The organism is Halobacillus sp. ABA4_118 (assembly GCF_056160205.1).
The window spans coordinates 1,560,930-1,579,176 of the sequence record NZ_JBSWWS010000001.1 but is presented as its reverse complement, the minus strand read 5'-3'; the positions used below and the strand labels follow the sequence as shown (position 1 = coordinate 1,579,176).

Sequence of the window (18,247 nt, the reverse complement as noted above, 5' to 3'; positions counted from 1 at the left end):
AGGATAGAACCCCTCTGTTTTTCAACTTGGCAGGAGTCAGCTTCAAACATGGACGCTCGTCCGCGGATAAGGAATGATCTATACATCTGGAGGCATGAAAAAAGCCTGGAGAAAAACACGGGGTTTCTCTCCAGGCCGGATCACCCTGCAGCCACAGGGTGATTATTATCAGGCTGTTGTCGTTTCTCTCATCATCTCCGGGAGACGGCCGATGAATTCTTCCACAAGCCTGTAGCGGTCGAATTCCTGTTTGCGGTCCCACGTGAAGGTCACCTTCAGCTGGCTGTCCTCGGTGCCGAGCTGAACCATCCTTCCATAAGAGTTGGCAAAGTCGAACAATTTGGAACCATCGATGTCACGGCTCTGTTCCGCTTCCATCACCATTTCGATTTTCTTCTTCTTCTCTGCGACGGATTCAATCCTGGCCCGCTTCGCCTGCAGCTTGATGCTGGAGACGCGGAAGAGATTTTCCACTTCTCCCGGGTAGTCCCCGAACCTGTCGATCAGTTCATCCCTGAGATCCTGAATATCCTCGACAGACTCCACCGCCTGGAACAATTTGTACATGTCGATTTTCTGTTTTTCATCAGCGATGTAATCATCCGGAATATAGGCATCCACGCTCAAGTCAAGCTCCGGCTGGAAAGGCTGGACTTCTTCCGGCTTTTTGCCTTGACGCTTCGCCTCGATCGCATCTTTCAGCATTTGGGAATACATATCAAACCCGACCGAATCGATATACCCGTGCTGCTGGGAGCCGAGCAGGTTACCGGCTCCACGGATGGACAAGTCACGCATGGCAATCTTGAACCCGGATCCAAGCTCGGTGAATTCCTTGATCGCCTGGAGCCTTTTCTCCGCTACTTCTGTGAGCACTTTGTCCTTCTGATACGTAAAGTACGCGTAGGCTACACGGTTGGAACGTCCGACACGTCCACGCAGCTGATACAGCTGGCTGAGACCCATCCGGTCCGCATCATAGACAATCAAGGTGTTCACGTTTGGAATGTCCACCCCTGTTTCAATGATTGTCGTACTGACAAGCACGTCGGACTCTCCGCCGAGGAAGGAGAACATAACGTTCTCAAGCTCAGTTTCATTCATCTGCCCATGAGCAAAGCTCACCCGTGCTTCCGGGACAAGTTCAGCAATCTCCTGCGCCATCCGTTCAATATTCTCCACCCGGTTGAACAGGAAGAACACCTGGCCGTCCCTTGCCATCTCCCGTTCCACTGCTTCCCTCAGGAAGATCGGGTTGTATTCCAGTACGTACGTCTGGATCGGGAATCGGTTGGCCGGCGGCGTTTCAATTACGGACAAATCACGAACGCCGAGCATCGACATGTGCAGGGTTCGTGGGATCGGCGTCGCTGTAAGGGTCAAAACGTCGACATTGTTCTTCAACTGTTTGATTTTCTCTTTATGCTTCACTCCGAAACGCTGCTCTTCATCCACAATTAAGAGACCAAGGTCCTTGAACTCGACGTCCTTGGAAAGAACCCGGTGGGTACCGACGACGACGTCAACCAGTCCTTTTCTCAACCGGTCTGTCGTCTCCTTCTGCTGCTTTTTCGTACGGAAGCGGCTCATAAGGCCTACATTGACTCCGAAGCCCTGAAAGCGCTCCTGAAGCGTCTCATAATGCTGCTGCGCAAGAATCGTCGTCGGAACGAGCAGAGCCACCTGTTTGCCTTCTGCAATCGCTTTGAAGGCGGCGCGGATCGCCACTTCGGTTTTCCCGTAGCCGACGTCCCCGCAGAGCAGCCGGTCCATCGGACGGATCTGTTCCATGTCTGCCTTGATCTCTTCGATACAGCGGAGCTGATCCTCGGTTTCCTCATACGGGAAAGCTGCTTCAAATTCACGCTGCATTTCGCCGTCTTCCTGAAAGGCATGCCCTTTGGATGCTTCACGCTCGGCATACAGTTCGATCAAGTCATCAGCAATATCTTCAACAGAGGACTGCACACGGCTTTTGACTTTTTTCCATTCACTGCCGCCCAGTTTATACACTTTCGGTTCCTTGCCTTCAGAACCGACATATTTCTGGATCATATCGATCTGATCGATCGGGACATACAGTTTGTCATTCCCCGAATAATTCACCATCAGGAAGTCCTTATGACTTCCTCCCATTTTCAGCGTTTCAATTCCGAGGTACTTCCCGATCCCGTGACTGGCGTGCACAATATAATCGCCGACTTTAAGCTCCTGATAGTTTTTGATCCGTTCGGCGTTGGACATTTTCTGTCTGCGTTTCGGCTTGGCCGTCCGCTTTTTGAACAATTCCTTTTCTGTCAGGACGGCCACCTTGTGCATCGGCCATTCAAAACCGCTGCTGATGTTGCCGATGACAATCGTCGGTTTCACAAGTGGGAGTTCCGGTTCCCCTTTAGCAGGAACAGCTTCAATGTCATAATCCGCCAGGACTCCCTGGATCTTCTCCTGACGGTTCTCATCCGGTGCGAGAATCACGACAGAGTAATCCTGCTTCTCCCAGCGGTCCATCTCATTTTTCAATAAATTCATCTGGCCGTGGAACTGCTGCATCTGCCGACTGGAAATATTGACGATGTTCTGAGGCTGGGTATTGGCAATATGACGCATAAAAACAGATAAATAAAGACGGGGGTGCTCCATTTTATTCCACGTATCCTGCCAGTCAAAGGATAAGTGAAGATCGCGGACCGACTGATTCGCCTCGAGCATGCTCTGCAGCCATTCACCCTCTTCCTGATCAAGACGGTGGGCGGTTTCCTGGATCCGGCTCATCTCATCTAAAACGATAAGTCCGTCCTTAGACAAGTAGTCTAGTAGACTGACAGGCTCCTCATAGAACATTTCAATGTATTTATACATTTCCTGGAATCGTTCGTGGTGTTTCAGACGCTCCAGATCATGATCAATGACCCGGCTCAGCGTCTCCTTGGATTCGGTCTTCGTCAGCTTCTTCAATGAATGAGCCAGCGCGTTTTCCAGACGATGGTGGGCTCTTGTAAAGTCCTCGGACGTTAACAGCAGTTCTGTTGCCGGGCCGATGGTGACAGCCTCCACCTTTTGATGGGAGCGCTGGGTTTCTGAATCAAAGGTACGAATAGAATCCACCTCTGTATCAAACAATTCGATCCGGTACGGAAACTCTGCCGTTAACGGATACACATCCAGAATTCCCCCACGAAGCGAGAACTCCCCCGGGGTCGCCACCATTTCCGTACGCTCATACCCCATGCTGATAAACCGTTCCAGGTAATCCTCCAGGTTGATTTCTTCCCCAACACGAAAAGGGAGCAGGTTACGCTCCCAATAGGATTGCGGCGGCATCATACGTTTCAAAGCAGCTACAGGTGCGATCAATACACCTTTTTCCTGATTCAGCCACTGGCTGAGCGCTTCGATCCTCTGACTGCGGAGTTCAGGACTCGCCACAGCGATTTCCGATGCAATCAGTTCATTGACTGGATACAGATGAACCTGATCAGGATCTGCAAGCTCCTGCATGTCGTCATACAGCTGCTGTGCTTGTATCAGTTGATGGGTGACAAGAATAACCGGACGATCCAGGGATTGCTGAAGAAGAGAAATCATCAGGCTCCTGGAGGCTCCGGAAAGACCGGCCACCATTTGTTCTTTCATTCCGGATTGAAAGCCTTCAATCACGGACTGTACATCTTCCTTTGGATGTAAATAATCCTTTATCCCTTGCATAACGAATTCCTCCACCACCTTTTCCCCCAGCAGAAGCTGGGGGTCGGGATTTACTGAATAAAATGGTCCAGTTCATGGTAATGTGGATGTTCGTCCAATGATTCTTTACACGAGTCACAGATCGTCCGTATATTCATACCGCCATCAGCGGTCATATGAACCATCTGTTCCTGATCCTGATCATTCAACAGATCAAACCCTAGTTGAGAAACATCCACGTGTGCTGCATCTAATTCTCCAACCTGATTCTCACAATGACGGCAGAAGTATCGTATTTTCATGTCCATCCTCCTTGAAGGGGTGATGGTAGATAGTGTTACCGTCCTTGTGGTCCGTTATACGAACTCAGAAGTAAACAGGTGTCATTTCATATTGTACGTATTCATCACTTCGTCAAAGGTCTGACCCACCCATGCCTCACACGCCTTCACAGCGTAATCGATACTGTCTTCAACGTGAGGGACCTCTTCTTTTGTGAACGTTCCGAGCACATGATCGATGACGGTTTTGGAGCCTTCCGGACGTCCTACGCCGACACGAAGCCGTTTGAACTCCTTCGTTCCGAGATGGTCGATGATACTGCGGATGCCGTTGTGACCTCCGTGGCCGCCTTTTTTGCGCAGGCGGATTTTGCCAGGGGGAAGATCAAGGTCATCGTAGACGACAAGGATATCCTCCACATCCAGATTATAATAATCCATCAGCGGTCTCAGGGACTCTCCTGACAAATTCATATAAGTCTGTGGCTTCAGAAGCACCACTTTTTCGCCATCCATACGCTCCATTGTATATAAGCCATTGAATTTCTTTTGACTGAATGACCAGTTGTTGCGTTCCGCCCATTCATCAAGCACCATAAACCCGGCATTGTGACGGGTCCGGTCATACTTCTTTCCCGGGTTGCCGAGACCAACAATACATTTCATAATGAACTCCCTTTTTCTCTATTACCATCTATTATAGCAAAGCTGAATCAAAAATAATGTCAAAACACGCTGGAAAGGCCGATGTATTCCTACAATCCCCTTTTCCATCGTTCCTAAACACAGAAAAGGGGCGGGCCTCTATGGCCGCGCCCCTTGATCCATGGGATCCTGTTTTACTGTTTCGCTTCATCCGTTCCAGCTTTTTCGTCCTCGAATTTCTCTTCGGACGCTTCTGGATCCGCATCAACATCCAATGGTTCCGGTTCTTCCTCCGGCATTTCTTCCGGTGGTGTTACGGAAACAATGGTCGTATTGTCATCTTCTGTAATTTCATAATTACGGGAAGATTTCAGATCACTTACCATCACGCTGTCACCGATGTTCAATTCAGAGATATCCACGACGATTTCTTCCGGAATATCCGCAGGTTTTGCACGAACGGCAAGGTCATAAAGCGGCTGCTGAACGACACCGCCCTCTTTGCTGCCGGCGGCTTCTCCTTCCAGACGAACCGGTACTTCCACATCCATCTCCTGGGACATGTTCACGACATAAAAGTCGGCATGGATCAATTCATCTTTCAAAGGATCCACCTGATAGTCATGCAGCATCACATCAACTGTATCTTTACCTTCGATATTCAGGGAAATGATTGCGTTCTTCCCTTCATCACGAACAGTTTTAAGTAACTCTATGCTGTTAACAGCAACCGTGATCGGTTCTTTGTCATTTCCGTAAACAACACTTGGGATACTTCCCTCCTGGCGCAGTTCACGCGTGACGGATTGTTTGAGATTTTGTCTTTGTTTCGCTTTCAACGTAATAGCCAAAATAATCAACCTCCATTAATTTACCAATCATTAATAAAAGTTTCCCATTAAAACAAAGAGCTAAACGTATTTTCGTAAATTAATCGAATAGTATGCTGATGGACTGGCGTTCATGAACACGGATGATCGCTTCACTGATCAAGCCGGCTACGGAAAGTTCCGTAATCTTATCGCTCGCTTTTTCTTCGCCGAGCGGGATGGTATTGGTCACGACCAATTCTTTAATTTTAGAGTTCTCAATCCGGTCAATCGCAGGTCCGGATAGGACAGGGTGCGTACAGCACGCGTAAACCTCTGTCGCTCCGTTTTCCACGAGCGCATTGGCAGCGAGGGTAATGGTCCCCGCTGTATCGATGATGTCATCGATCAGAATGGCCGTCTTTCCTTCGATGTTTCCGACAATGTTCATCACTTCCGCGACGTTCGGTCTTGGACGGCGTTTATCGATAATCGCAATCGGAGCCTTCAGACGGTCGGCCATTTTACGGGCACGGGTTACACCACCGTGGTCCGGGGATACGATGACGACATCATCAAAATTCTTCTCTTCAAAGTAATCAGAAAGAATAGGGACTCCGACAAGGTGATCGATCGGCAGGTTGAAGAACCCTTGGATCTGCGGTGCGTGCAGATCCAGCATCAGGACACGGGAAGCTCCGGCTGTTTCAAGCAGATCGGCAATCAATTTGGCCGTAATCGGCTCACGGGCACGGGCCTTACGATCCTGACGGGCATAACCGTAGTAAGGCATAACGACATTGATAGTACGGGCAGATGCACGCTTCAGAGCATCGATCATAATCAACAGTTCCATGATGTGCTGGTTGACAGGCTCGCAGGTCGATTGGACGATATAGACATCGCAGCCGCGGATACTTTCTTCGATATTGATTTGAATCTCTCCGTCACTGAAGCTTGTAACTGTACATTTCCCAAGTTCCACTCCAATGTTGTCCGCTATTTCCTTCGCAAGGCCCGGGTTCGAGTTAAGCGAGAATACTTTCAGTTTTGAATCTTTATATCCAGTTGGCATGGATGTTACCCTCCGTTAATCTTTTTTGATCGATTTCATTTTATTAGCATAGCCTTCTTTGTTCGTCTGTCTTGAACGGGCAATAGACAGTGCCTCTGACGGGACGTCCTGATTGATGGTGGATCCGGCCGCCACGTAGGATCCACGGCCGACCGTCACCGGTGCAATCAGATTGGAGTTGCATCCGATGAAGGCATCATCTTCGATTGTCGTCAAATGCTTGTTCTGACCATCGTAGTTGACAGTAATTGTACCGCAGCCGATGTTCACACCGCTTCCCACTTCTGCATCTCCGATGTAGCTGAGGTGGGAGGCTTTGCTTCCATCTCCGAAGGAGGCTTTTTTCACTTCAACAAAATTACCTACTTTTACATCATTGCCGAGATCAGACTGCGGGCGGATATGGGCGAACGGCCCGATCTGCACACGGTTTCCAATCCGGCTGTCCGAAGCCGCACTCTGCTTGATCGTCGTTTCCGCCCCGACGTGACAGCTGCTGATTGTCGTATGAGGACCGACGACAGCATCATTTTCAATCGTTGTCGTTCCTTCAATGACGGTCCCCGGATAGATGGTGACATCCGGTCCGATGGTGACATCCGGTCCGATATACGTTTGATCCGGATCGATCAAGCTGACACCATTTCTCATATGTTTCTCGTTAATGCGTGCTTTCATTAATTTTTCTGCTTTTGCCAGAGCTACACGGTCGTTGACTCCGAGTGATTCAGAGAATTCCGGTGTCTGATAGGCACTGATTGTTTCTCCGCGGTCTTTAAGAATTTCAACCACATCCGGAAGGTAATACTCTCCCTGGACGTTGTCATTGGAAACATTTTTCAGTGCGTCAAAAAGCAGAGCATTATCAAAGCAGTACGTTCCTGTATTGATTTCCTGAATCGCCTGTTCATCTTCTGATGCATCCTTCTGCTCAACAATACGTTCCACCTGGCCGTTTCCGCCACGGATGACCCGTCCATATCCATGAGGGTCATCCGCGTGAGCCGTTAAAATGGTGGCTTTTGCGTTCTGCGCTTCGTGATGATCGAGAAGTTTCTGAAGGGTTTCAGCTGTCAATAGAGGCGTATCACCACAGACGACAACAGTCGTTCCTTCTTTATCAGCAAGGATGTCATCGGCCTGTTGAACGGCGTGGCCTGTGCCCAGCTGTTCTTTCTGGACGACATAATGACTGTCCGAACCAAGCTGTTCCTGAACTTTTTCCGCTCCAAATCCTACTACTGTAATCAATTCACTTAGATCTAATGTATTCAACTGGTCGACGACATGCTGAACCATCGGTTTCCCACATACAGGGTGCAGAACCTTGTACAGTTTCGATTTCATACGTGTCCCTTGTCCAGCTGCCAGTACGACGGCATATCGATTCGTCATGAAAGAACCTCCATCCTAATTATCCACTTTGAATCATATCTTAATCCAGGGGTATTTTCAACAATATAGGACAATGCATGAAGGTTTTACCAGAACAGAAAAAAGAGCCTAACCACATCGGTTAGACTCTTGTTGTTTCCTAAGTATCAGGAGGCCCCGGCTTCTTCGAATTCCACCTCTGCTCCTTCCTCTTCACCAGCCTGGTGATAGGCTTCAAGTACAGCGTCCTGGATCTTTCCACGTGTACCTGAATTGATCGGGTGTGCAATATCACGGAACTCTCCATCCGGAGTCCGTTTGCTCGGCATCGCCACAAACAATCCGTTGTTGCCATCAATCACCCGTATGTCATGGACAACAAATTCCTGGTCCAAGGTAATAGAAGCAATTGCTCGCATTCTTCCATCGGTATTCACGCGTCGCAGTCTTACGTCAGTTACTTCCATTAATTTCACCACCTTTTTTATCCAAAAGAACTTATGTAACACAAATTCCACAAAACGGGAAAAATTCCTGCCTGTTTTCTAAAAAATTTTTATATTCGATGAACTCCAGACTCTCCGATGGTTTTCCGGCCATGAAAAAAGCCCTCATACGAAAGAATGAGAGCTTTGGAAAAGGTTAGATATTTTCAAGCAGATTGCCCGGACGGACTTCGATGGTTGAACGGCGGTCGTCCGCATTGACGATCTGGACGAGGGATAAATATTCTTCCACCACCCGGTCCTCCTCTTCATCTTCCGCTTCTGCGAGGACGCCGATGCCGGCAAGTTCTGCGTTGAATTCTTTTAACAGGTTCCGCATGCCGTTGATGGTTCCGCCCGCTTTCATAAAGTCATCGATGATGCAGACTCTGGATCCTTCCTGGAGAGAACGCTTCGTCAGCACCATGGTCTGGATTTTACGGGTGGAGCCTGATACATAGTTGATGCTCACGGTGGAACCTTCTGATATTTTAGGATCACGGCGGGCAATGACGACTGGGACGTTCAAATACGAAGCGACGGCATAGGCTAAAGGAATCCCTTTGGTTGCTACCGTCATGACGACGTCAACGCCTTTATCACGGAAGGCGGAGGCGAACATCCGGCCGATATTCCTCGTCGTCTCCGGGTCCCCGAGTATATCACTCATAAACAAATACCCTCCGGGAAGCAGACGTTCCGGATCCTCCAGACGATCACAGAGCTGATTCACGAACGTGCGGCTGTAATCTTCAGAGAATACAGGAATGTACTTCACTCCTCCGGCGGCACCGGATATCGTTTCCAAATACCCGATCCCCTCATGCTGGAACATTTTATTAATGATGCCAAGGTCTTCACTGATGGAAGACTTGGCCGCTCCGTACTTTTCTGAGAAATAGGGGAGGGAAATCAACGTTCTCGGCTGGTCCAGGATAAAATGCGTCATCGCAACGAGCCTTTCACTTCTTTTCATAGTAAGGACACCTCAAAATCCGAATATTTTAGTTAAATATAACAAATATGTACGGAATTTATCAAGTGGTTTCCCGGTAACCAAGCATCCTTACCATATAAACCTCCGTACAGAACCCTTTCAGGCTGTTGTAAATCCGCTGGGCACGGGCATCCTGATCGACAAGACAGAACACGGTCGGTCCGCTTCCGCTCATGAGCACAGCGTCCGCTCCAGCCTGCTTCATCTGCTCCTTGATCTGGCCGACTTCCTGATGAAGACCGAGAGTGACACCTTCCAGTGTATTGCCGACATGAGAGCAGATCCCGTCGTAATCTCCAACCTTCAGTGACTCAACCATCGCCGTGGTATCAGGATGAAGCGCTCCTTTAAGATCCAGGTTCTGATAAACCGTCTGGGTCGATACGCCGATAGTCGGCTTCGAAAGAACGACCCAGCATGGCGGCGGAGCCGGCAGCGATTGAATTTTTTCACCACGACCGGTCGCAAGTGCTGTTCCTCCGTAAACACAGAACGACACGTCCGAACCGATTTCAGCACCAAGGACGGCCAGTTCATCCATAGACAGGCCGAGTCCCCACATCCGGTTCACTCCGCGCAGGACAGCCGCTGCGTCACTGCTTCCCCCGGCAAGACCAGCCGCAACGGGAATGTTTTTTTCAATATGAATATGCACACCTTTTTTTACACGGAAACGATCCTGGATCAGCTTTGCCGCCCGGTAGGCAAGGTTTCGTTCATCATTCGGAACAAAGCGGCTTTCAGATTCCACTCTTACGACAGGTTCACGTAGAAGCGTCAGCTGGATACGATCCGCTAAATCAACGGTCGTCATCACCATTTCAACTTCATGGAAGCCGTCCGGTCGTTTATGTAAAACATCTAAGGACAAATTTATCTTGGCAGGAGCTTTTTCTAAAATCTGCATATAAGCACCTCTTCTTCTGGATTATCTGAAAGCATTGTACCATATTTCGCACCTGGAAGAGGAAGAAGGACCTGTAAAACAGACAAACCTGTAAAACCCCTTGATGCCCGGCATCAAGGGGAACGTTCAGTTTTGGTTTTTCACCATTTGTTCTTCTGCCATTTGTATCGCCCGTTTGACCATGTTGCCGGCATCGCGCCCAGAGATGCCGCCCCAGCCATCTTTCTGTACCTTGTCGTAAAACCCAAGTTCCTTCGCGATCTCTTCTTTAAACGAATCGGACATCATGCTGCGCTTACGTCCCATCGTTCTCAGCTCCTTTCGCTTTCACTCAGCTACGACAACGTTAGTATGTGCCAAACCACTCACCGGAAAACCGGTAGTTCTATACAATACTGGCAGGAACTTCTACAATAAAGCCGCCTGCTGTAGGCTGACGAATGGCTTTCCGTCATGAAGGCAAAATAAAAAAGCAGCAAACGGAAGGTTCACTGCTCAAGGGCCAAAGTCTTAAGGTCATCAAAGGTCAGTTCGACTGTCTCTGTAAGTACATCTGCATAGCTGTATGATACACGTTCAAATGCATTTTCTTCCTGGTCAAGCTCGACAATGAAAACTGCAGGATAAGTTTCTGCTAAAACACCGGAACGCTCAATCGTCTTGCGGCGCCCGCCGTTTGCTTTCAAAGTTAGTCGTTTACCAATCTGTCCTTCTAGGGACTGCTTAATTTCACCTAACGTTTTAGCCACTGCACTCCACCTCACTGTTTATAAGAATACCACAGACTATGGACAAAGTCAAATAAAGTTATCAATTATACCAACTGATCGAAAACATTGCAACAGAATGATATAAATAATTACTCTTGGTTAGGTTATCCATAAGTAGGAAAAGTATGTAGTTTTTTGCGGCATTTCTGCGGGATTGAATCAGCAGGAATCCAGTGCCGGATGATTCGAAACAAAGGATGACGACACGTCGGGCCATCCCAAAAGTGAATAGCCGTTGTTTGTTGGAAACAACGGCTATAATTCTTCCTGATTTTTCGTATAGGGGATTCCGATCCGAAGAAGTCCCTTCGTCTCTATTCCGCCAAGCCCATCCTGACCACTGATGGTGTTGCGGATAACCTCCCATATATTAATATGATCCTTGAACGACGTATATGCCACTCTGGCTGCTACATACACAGGGTCGATGGCGTGGATGTTCACCCGGGATGGTGAGCTCGCAAAATTGGCCCCCGCACGGATGATCGATTCAAAGTGCGACTGACAGGCTCCAGCAAATACGACCAGCTGATCGAAATTAGGGTAGCTGCGCCTGATGTTCCTCACCGCTTCGACAAAGTACTTGGAATGGCGGTACGATTCCAGTTCCCTGACCGGACCTTTCGCTTTCGAATACGAGTCATGTCCCGTTAAAACGACGATTTCCGGATGAACTTTTTCTATTAAAGGCAGCACTTGGTGAGGCATTTCCTTCTCATGGAGATATTGTCCGTGTACCTGCAGGCCAAGCTGTTCATATAAGGCAATGCATTTTTTTAAAAACAACGGGTCCCCATCAATATGGAGGATACGCGGCGGGATTTGAAAATAGCTCGTTTCTTCATCGGTTCCGTAGCCACTTCCTGCATCCGCTTCCCGCTGTTCCCTTAACAGCCGGTAATCCTGTCTGAATAAGCGGTAGGAAAAGGCTTCCTGTTCCTCTACACGGCTTTTTCTACGGTGGTACTCCGCGCCTGTGACTTCTTCCACATCATCCAGCGGGGCGTCCGCCTCGAGACGGATATGTTCACCCATCAACTGGACGACGGAAGAGGATTTCTCCTTCACACGGAAAATTACATCGTGCTGATAAGACTTCCTCGTAACGAGGTCTCCATTTGATATCATTTCTTCCCCACCTTACTCTAAGCACTACATTAGTGTATGTGAAAAGATGGGCTTTGTGTCTTACTTATACAACTCATTCGCAAGAGCTGCAAACTCTTCCATCGACAAGGATTCTCCGCGGCGGGAAGGATCAATGCCGGCTTCATCCAGGCGGGTCCGCAGTTCACTCTTATCCATGCGGCCCTTGAAATGACGGGCCAGGTTATTCATCAACGTTTTCCTGCGCTGCCCGAAAGTGGCTTTGACCACATCAAAGAAAAAGTCTTCATCTTCCACCTGGACCGGAGGCTGATCACGCATCTCCAGGTGCAGGACAGAAGAATCCACGTTCGGCTGCGGCATAAAGACGGTCTTAGGAACAGTCAGGGCTACGGCCGCTGTTGTATAGTACTGGACAGCAATCGACAACGATCCATAACTCTTCGTGTTCGGTTCGGCGGCCATACGGTCGGCCACTTCCTTTTGGATCATGACGGTTATGCTGTCAATCGGCAGATGACTCATCAACAGCTTCATCAGAATAGGCGTCGTAATGTAATAAGGAAGATTGGCGACAACCCTGACCGGCTGTCCTTCCTTGAACTGTTCCTGAATGACCTGTTCTACGTCGGCTTGAAGAATATCCTGATTGATGACATGCACATTATCATATGGACTCAGTGTATCTTCCAAGATCGGAAGCAGACGCTGATCAATTTCAAAGGCTACGACACGATCGGCATGACGGGCCAATTGTTCTGTAAGCGCTCCGATTCCCGGACCGATTTCAATGGCTCCTGCCTCTTCATGAATACCAGCCTCTTCAATAATATTCTTCAGAATGTTTACGTCGATAAGAAAGTTCTGGCCGAGGCTTTTCTTAAACGAAAATCCATACTTCCCGAGTATTTCCTTTGTACGTGATGGTGTCGCAACCGCTTTACTGTTCATAGCTTTCCTCCTGATTGATTCTATCTATACTTTCAGCAAGCTGCCGGCGGGTGATATGAAACATATTCAACCGGCGGAGCAGCTGCTTTCCATTGGTTTTGCCTATGTTTAAGTCCATGCCTATCTTTTCTCGTAAGTCAGCAGAATGCGGGCCTCCGATCAAACCAAGGTCGATCAGATCCTGCTTTGAAATTTCTCCTGCCTTCTCATCCATCAGCTCATAGACAGCGCTTAAAGCTGTTTGAATGTCCGTAATGGAAGCATGCTCTATTCCGATCCCTTTATCCTGCCTCGCTCTGGCCTGATGCTTCGGAAGGAAGGCGTGCTTGCAGTCCGGAATCTTCTGCGCAATGATATGACGGATCCGCTCTCCCGGATAATCGGGGTCCGTAAAAATAATGATTCCCCGCTTCTCCTGCGCATGTTTGATGCGTGTCAGCACCTCTTCATCAATAGCCGAGCCGTTCGTTTCAATGGTATCTGCATCCACGGCCCGTTTAATTTTGGCCGTGTCGTCTCTTCCTTCAACGACAATGACCTCTTTAATTTTCAATGGTATATCCTCCCTACACGTCCGTTTATAAACCTCTCCCTAGCATACCATGAGTCTATACACGGAAAAAAGCAGAGGAAAAGTTCCTCTGCTGTCTTCACTCATCCAGTATTTTCACTTGTACCGTTTTCGAACCAAAGTTGTAAGCTTCGCTCTTGGAAGAGACATGAAGATCAATCCGTTTCCCATTGATTGCTCCACCCGTATCTCCTGCAATGGCAGTTCCATAGCCTTCCACCCAGACACGGCTGCCCAGCGGAATGACGTCCGGATCGACAGCTACGACTTTCTTCTCAGGGTTTTCATTCAAGTCGATTCCCGTTGCTGTTACGCCCGAGCATCCGGCACACTCTGCCGTGTACGCTGTAGCGTGCATCCGCATCGTTTGACTTGATTCTTTTTCACGACTTGTTTCCGGACTGCTTTTTGAAACGTTGGCAGATGTCTGCACAACTTCGCGGGAAGAGTCTGTGTCTTTTTCAGCATCTGAAGTGGAGGCTGCCAACACAGGCTGTGGTGTGGGTTCATCCACTTTTGTACCAAGCGCTACGATTTCCCTTCGGCTTTCCTGATCGACCGTCTCTTCTACAAGCTCACGGCTGACCTCTTCGCCATTTTCAATCGTAACTTCATACTCCTTCGTCACAAGACCTTCCTGCCCGTCTTCCAGCACCTTGCGCTCCCCTTTCGGAAGGGAGTCGTCCTTTTTCACTTCAACCGAATAATCCGTTTCTTCTTCGACAATGTCGGTCACCTTTTCCACCCGCGTGATTTCCAGCGGTGTATCCGCAGATACCCATGCATCCGCATCAACGTTCAATTCATCCAGGTCATCGAGTTCAATTCCCTGTTCTTTCAATAATTCTTCCACAGTGGAAGGTGTCGTCCATATATGTTCCTCGTCTCCGCCATCATTCAACGTAACTTGAAAGGCTTCAGCGACCTCAATACTCATGCCATCAGCGAGATGCTCACTGGATTGGTGGGACAGCTGATCGTGTTCCTTGAATTCCAGATCATTCTCCTTGAAAAACTCTCCGACAGTAGCTGCCGTTGTATAATAGTCTTTCTTTTCCCCGCCATCGATGGCCAGGTGAACCGATTTTGATGCTATGTATTCAACATCCATTCCGTATTCAACTGAATCAGATAATTTATGTGATAATTCATCATGCGATTGTATGGAAACGTCCAGATCAGACAATAATTCCTCTACCGTATCCGCATGAGTACGAATCAATTCTTTTTCTCCGTTCTGAGTCACCTGGACAGAAGCCTTGGTCGCTTCATAGGTAACGGTCACTAAAAAGGCGGATGCCAGGATAACAGATAATACAGCCCAGAAAGTCGTTTGACTGACAGCTTTTTTTACAATTTCTTTTCTATTCATCCTAAAGGCCCCCTCTCTTAAGCACGCGTTCCATTGTATTCAAGTGACAAAATGATGTCAACTAACTCCCCTTTAAATAAAATGGAGGAGTCAGATGACAATCACTGACTCCTCCATTATGCATTTATGCCCAGATGAATAACATAACAGGCATGTTACAATTCCCATACAATTCTCAAACAGCTGTAATATTATGACCAAAGTCCTCCATTACGAATGGGAAATACCAAAGAAGGACAAGGCATTCTCTGTCGTGACACGGCTGACCTCTTCATAAGAGATCCCCTTCAATTCAGCGACCTGTTCGGCTACAAGCTTTACGTAAGCCGGTTCGTTCCGTTTGCCTCGATTTGGATGAGGAGCTAGAAACGGACAGTCCGTCTCCACAAGCATATGCTTTAAATCAACGGCTTTGGCGACTTCTTTCGGAAGCTTGGCATTCTTAAATGTCACAGGTCCGCCCAGGGAGATCAGGAAATTCATATCGATACATTCCTGAGCAGTTTCCACAGGGCCGCTGTAACAGTGCATAATCCCACCGACTTCTGCTGCGTTCTCCTCTTTCAGGATCTGCACAATATCCTCCGTTGCCTCCCGGTTGTGAATGATGATCGGCATCTTGACTTTTTTCGCCAGCCTGATCTGCTTCCGGAAGACGTCCTTCTGCACATCAGCCGGTGATTTATCCCAGTGGTAGTCGAGTCCCATTTCGCCGAGAGCCACTACTTTCGGATGAGAAGTCAGCTCTTCAATCCAGGCCAGGTCTTCATCAGTCATATCGACCGCATCGACCGGGTGCCACCCCACAGCCGCATAGATATTCTCATCCGATTCCGCAATTTCCAGTGCCTTCGGAATCGTCTTTCTGTCAAAACCGACGACAGTCATATACGTCACACCAGCTTCGCGTGCCCTTTGGATCGTTTCCTCAAGGTCTTCTTCAAATTGATCGGCATTCAAATGAACGTGTGTATCAAAAAGCATCGTTGTCCCGCCTTTCTTTTTTCATTGGAAAAGGGAAAGCGCTGATTAGAGCTTTCCCTTTTTAGTCCTGTGTTATTTCACTTTTGTGCCATTGCTCAAGGTCTGATCGACAGAAGCTAGAGCAAGCTTTCCATTGTCTTCACCGGCAAGAATCATCCCCTGGGACAATTCACCGCGCAGTTTCACCGGCTTCAGGTTGGCAATACAGATCACTTTCTTACCAACGAGTTCCTCTGGTGAATAGTGCTCGGCAATGCCTGAGACAACCTGACGCTGCTCAAAGCCAAGATCGAGCTGGATTTTCAGCAGTTTATCCGCTTTTTTCACTTTGTCGACTTTCAAAACTTCAGCTACGCGGAAGTCGAGTTTGGCGAAGTCCTCAATCGTCACTTCATCAGCAAGATCGGCTGGAGCTTCCTTTTTCTCTTCTTCCTTCGGAGCCGGCTGCTTCATCATATCTTTAATGACCTGCGTCTCTTCCTCTGCGTCAAGACGCGGGAAAATCGGCTCGTCTTTTTGAACAGTCGTTCCTGCTGGAATCAATCCGAACTCTGCAAGGCTTTCCCATGACTTGAAACGCTCTTCATTCAAGCCAAGCTGTTGGAAAATCCGGTCCGGTGTCTGCGTCAGGAATGGCTGCAGCATCACTGCGGTATGACGGAGGGCTTCGGCCAGGTGCGCCATGACATTTCCGAGACGCTCCCGTTTCGTATCATCTTTGGCAAGCACCCATGGCTGCGTTTCATCAATGTACTTGTTCGTACGGCTGATGAACTTCCACAACGTGGAAAGCGCAACGGAGAACTCCATATTTTCCAACGACTCTTCGACGCCGTCAAGCGTTTCACGGGCAAGACTTTCCAGGCTTTCATCAAAGGTATCCTCAGCCAGTGTAAGCGCCGGGATCTGTCCATCAAAGTATTTGCTGATCATGGCCACTGTACGGTTCAACAGGTTGCCAAGATCATTGGCCAGGTCATAATTGGTCCGCTCTACGAACGCTTCCGGAGTGAAGACGCCATCAGATCCGAACGGTACTTCGCGAAGCAGATAGTAACGCAGGGCGTCAAGACCATAGCGGTCACTGAGCTGAACCGGGTCGACGACATTCCCTTTTGATTTGGACATCTTGCCGTCCTTCATCAAAATCCATCCGTGGGCGAACACTTTTTTCGGAAGCGGAAGATCCAGCGCCATCAGCATGATCGGCCAGTAAATCGTATGGAAACGGACAATTTCCTTCCCTACCAGCTGGACATCGGCCGGCCAGTATTTCTGATAGCGTGTATCATCATCCGTACCATAACCGAGGGCTGTAATGTAGTTACTCAAGGCATCAATCCACACGTAAATGACGTGTTTTTCATTACCCGGCACGCCGATTCCCCAATCGAAGGTCGTCCGGGAAACCGCCAGATCTTCAAGTCCTGGTTTAATGAAGTTGTTGATCATTTCATTCTTCCGGCTTTCCGGCTGAATGAACGTTGGATTCTTCTCATAAAAGTCAAGAAGCTGATCCACGTAGTTGCTCATTTTGAAGAAGTAGGACTCCTCTTTAACTTTCTCCACTTCACCGCCGCAGTCCGGGCAGTGCCCGTCATCAAGCTGGCGTTCTGTGAAGAAGGACTCGCACGATGTACAGTACCATCCTTCATATTCGTCGAGGTAGATATCCCCTTTTTTCATTAAATAGTCGAAAATTTTCTCAACGACCACTTTGTGGCGGTCCTGTGTCGTACGGATAAAATCATCATACGTAATATCCAGCTTATCCCACAGCTGCTTGATTCCGCTGACGATATCGTCGACGTACTCCTGTGGCGAAACCCCTTTTTCCTCGGCTTTCCGCTGAATCTTCTGTCCGTGCTCATCCGTCCCTGTCAGGTACATCACATCGTACCCCCGCAGGCGCTTATAACGGGCCATCGCATCGCCGGCCACCGTTGTATAGGCATGTCCAATATGCAGATTACCACTCGGGTAATAGATTGGTGTTGTAATATAGAACGTATTCTTTTCCTCTGGCATCCTGTTCCCTCCTCAAAAAATCATCCTAACGCCATGAAAGGTCATGGTATCATTCTATCGATTTATTTCTTTTATTTCCATTCCTAACATTAAAATATACCGAAAGTTGTGTAAAACTGTCAAAAGAAGCACACATTAGTGCTTCACATCTGTAAATACCGTGGTAAAATAGGACATATATAACCGAAGTGGATAAACTATCCATTT

At 48.4% G+C, this 18,247-nt stretch carries 17 protein-coding genes; all 17 read right to left on the bottom strand.

Features of this window, described 5'->3' with window-relative positions:
- Positions 1-168: 168 nt before the first annotated feature.
- Positions 169-3,705: a transcription-repair coupling factor gene (mfd, locus tag ACXAGL_RS07700; protein ID WP_474970204.1), complete on the bottom strand. Its 3,537-nt coding sequence runs from the start codon at positions 3,703-3,705 to the stop codon at positions 169-171.
- A 50-nt stretch (positions 3,706-3,755) separates the two neighbouring features.
- The gene (locus ACXAGL_RS07695) at positions 3,756-3,986 is read right to left on the bottom strand and encodes an anti-sigma-F factor Fin family protein (RefSeq protein ID WP_027953479.1); all 231 of its coding nucleotides are present in this window, start codon (positions 3,984-3,986) and stop codon (positions 3,756-3,758) included.
- An 81-nt stretch (positions 3,987-4,067) separates the two neighbouring features.
- Complete coding sequence (gene pth, locus ACXAGL_RS07690; protein ID WP_474970203.1) at positions 4,068-4,631, bottom strand: aminoacyl-tRNA hydrolase; 564 nt, start codon at positions 4,629-4,631, stop codon at positions 4,068-4,070.
- Between the two features lie 173 nt (positions 4,632-4,804).
- A complete protein-coding gene (locus ACXAGL_RS07685; protein ID WP_474970202.1) occupies positions 4,805-5,461 on the bottom strand; it encodes a 50S ribosomal protein L25/general stress protein Ctc in 657 nt (218 codons plus the stop codon).
- 79 nt (positions 5,462-5,540) lie between these two features.
- Positions 5,541-6,494 (bottom strand): ribose-phosphate diphosphokinase, encoded by a 954-nt coding sequence (locus ACXAGL_RS07680; protein ID WP_206936280.1) that lies wholly within the window; start codon positions 6,492-6,494, stop codon positions 5,541-5,543.
- Positions 6,495-6,509: 15 nt separating this feature from the next.
- Positions 6,510-7,889, bottom strand: a complete 1,380-nt coding sequence (glmU, locus tag ACXAGL_RS07675; RefSeq protein ID WP_474990717.1) for a bifunctional UDP-N-acetylglucosamine diphosphorylase/glucosamine-1-phosphate N-acetyltransferase GlmU — start codon at positions 7,887-7,889, stop codon at positions 6,510-6,512.
- A gap of 146 nt (positions 7,890-8,035) precedes the next feature.
- Entirely contained in the window at positions 8,036-8,335 is a 300-nt protein-coding gene (spoVG, locus tag ACXAGL_RS07670) for a septation regulator SpoVG (RefSeq protein ID WP_027953484.1), read from the bottom strand.
- A 175-nt stretch (positions 8,336-8,510) separates the two neighbouring features.
- Positions 8,511-9,329, bottom strand: a complete 819-nt coding sequence (gene purR, locus ACXAGL_RS07665; RefSeq protein ID WP_027953485.1) for a pur operon repressor — start codon at positions 9,327-9,329, stop codon at positions 8,511-8,513.
- Positions 9,330-9,390: 61 nt separating this feature from the next.
- Positions 9,391-10,257 (bottom strand): 4-(cytidine 5'-diphospho)-2-C-methyl-D-erythritol kinase, encoded by an 867-nt coding sequence (gene ispE, locus ACXAGL_RS07660; RefSeq protein WP_474970199.1) that lies wholly within the window; start codon positions 10,255-10,257, stop codon positions 9,391-9,393.
- A gap of 126 nt (positions 10,258-10,383) precedes the next feature.
- Positions 10,384-10,563 carry a small, acid-soluble spore protein, alpha/beta type gene (locus ACXAGL_RS07655; protein ID WP_474970198.1) on the bottom strand — a complete coding sequence of 60 codons (180 nt, stop codon included), beginning with the start codon at positions 10,561-10,563 and terminating at the stop codon, positions 10,384-10,386.
- 182 nt (positions 10,564-10,745) lie between these two features.
- A complete protein-coding gene (gene veg, locus ACXAGL_RS07650) occupies positions 10,746-11,006 on the bottom strand; it encodes a biofilm formation stimulator Veg (protein WP_027953488.1) in 261 nt (86 codons plus the stop codon).
- 276 nt (positions 11,007-11,282) lie between these two features.
- Positions 11,283-12,155, bottom strand: a complete 873-nt coding sequence (gene yabG / locus ACXAGL_RS07645; RefSeq protein WP_027953489.1) for a sporulation peptidase YabG — start codon at positions 12,153-12,155, stop codon at positions 11,283-11,285.
- A 60-nt stretch (positions 12,156-12,215) separates the two neighbouring features.
- Entirely contained in the window at positions 12,216-13,085 is an 870-nt protein-coding gene (gene rsmA / locus ACXAGL_RS07640; protein WP_474970197.1) for a 16S rRNA (adenine(1518)-N(6)/adenine(1519)-N(6))-dimethyltransferase RsmA, read from the bottom strand.
- Positions 13,075-13,638 carry a ribonuclease M5 gene (rnmV, locus tag ACXAGL_RS07635; RefSeq protein WP_474970196.1) on the bottom strand — a complete coding sequence of 188 codons (564 nt, stop codon included), beginning with the start codon at positions 13,636-13,638 and terminating at the stop codon, positions 13,075-13,077. Before rnmV ends, rsmA begins: the two co-directional genes overlap by 11 nt.
- 97 nt (positions 13,639-13,735) lie before the next feature.
- On the bottom strand, positions 13,736-15,028 hold the full coding sequence (locus ACXAGL_RS07630; protein WP_474990715.1) for a ubiquitin-like domain-containing protein: 1,293 nt from the start codon (positions 15,026-15,028) through the stop codon (positions 13,736-13,738).
- Positions 15,029-15,238: 210 nt separating this feature from the next.
- The gene (locus ACXAGL_RS07625; RefSeq protein ID WP_474970194.1) at positions 15,239-16,012 is read right to left on the bottom strand and encodes a TatD family hydrolase; all 774 of its coding nucleotides are present in this window, start codon (positions 16,010-16,012) and stop codon (positions 15,239-15,241) included.
- A 72-nt stretch (positions 16,013-16,084) separates the two neighbouring features.
- A complete protein-coding gene (metG, locus tag ACXAGL_RS07620) occupies positions 16,085-18,040 on the bottom strand; it encodes a methionine--tRNA ligase (protein WP_474990713.1) in 1,956 nt (651 codons plus the stop codon).
- Positions 18,041-18,247: the final 207 nt, after the last annotated feature.

Coding starts and splice junctions, on each gene's coding strand:
- mfd (WP_474970204.1), bottom strand. CDS start 3,705: ATGCAAGGGATAAAGGATTATTTACATCCAAAGGAAGATGTACAGTCC.
- ACXAGL_RS07695 (WP_027953479.1), bottom strand. CDS start 3,986: ATGAAAATACGATACTTCTGCCGTCATTGTGAGAATCAGGTTGGAGAA.
- pth (WP_474970203.1), bottom strand. CDS start 4,631: ATGAAATGTATTGTTGGTCTCGGCAACCCGGGAAAGAAGTATGACCGG.
- ACXAGL_RS07680 (WP_206936280.1), bottom strand. CDS start 6,494: ATGCCAACTGGATATAAAGATTCAAAACTGAAAGTATTCTCGCTTAAC.
- glmU (WP_474990717.1), bottom strand. CDS start 7,889: ATGACGAATCGATATGCCGTCGTACTGGCAGCTGGACAAGGGACACGT.
- spoVG (WP_027953484.1), bottom strand. CDS start 8,335: ATGGAAGTAACTGACGTAAGACTGCGACGCGTGAATACCGATGGAAGA.
- purR (WP_027953485.1), bottom strand. CDS start 9,329: ATGAAAAGAAGTGAAAGGCTCGTTGCGATGACGCATTTTATCCTGGAC.
- ispE (WP_474970199.1), bottom strand. CDS start 10,257: ATGCAGATTTTAGAAAAAGCTCCTGCCAAGATAAATTTGTCCTTAGAT.
- ACXAGL_RS07655 (WP_474970198.1), bottom strand. CDS start 10,563: ATGGGACGTAAGCGCAGCATGATGTCCGATTCGTTTAAAGAAGAGATC.
- yabG (WP_027953489.1), bottom strand. CDS start 12,155: ATGATATCAAATGGAGACCTCGTTACGAGGAAGTCTTATCAGCACGAT.
- rsmA (WP_474970197.1), bottom strand. CDS start 13,085: ATGAACAGTAAAGCGGTTGCGACACCATCACGTACAAAGGAAATACTC.
- ACXAGL_RS07630 (WP_474990715.1), bottom strand. CDS start 15,028: ATGAATAGAAAAGAAATTGTAAAAAAAGCTGTCAGTCAAACGACTTTC.
- ACXAGL_RS07625 (WP_474970194.1), bottom strand. CDS start 16,012: ATGCTTTTTGATACACACGTTCATTTGAATGCCGATCAATTTGAAGAA.
- metG (WP_474990713.1), bottom strand. CDS start 18,040: ATGCCAGAGGAAAAGAATACGTTCTATATTACAACACCAATCTATTAC.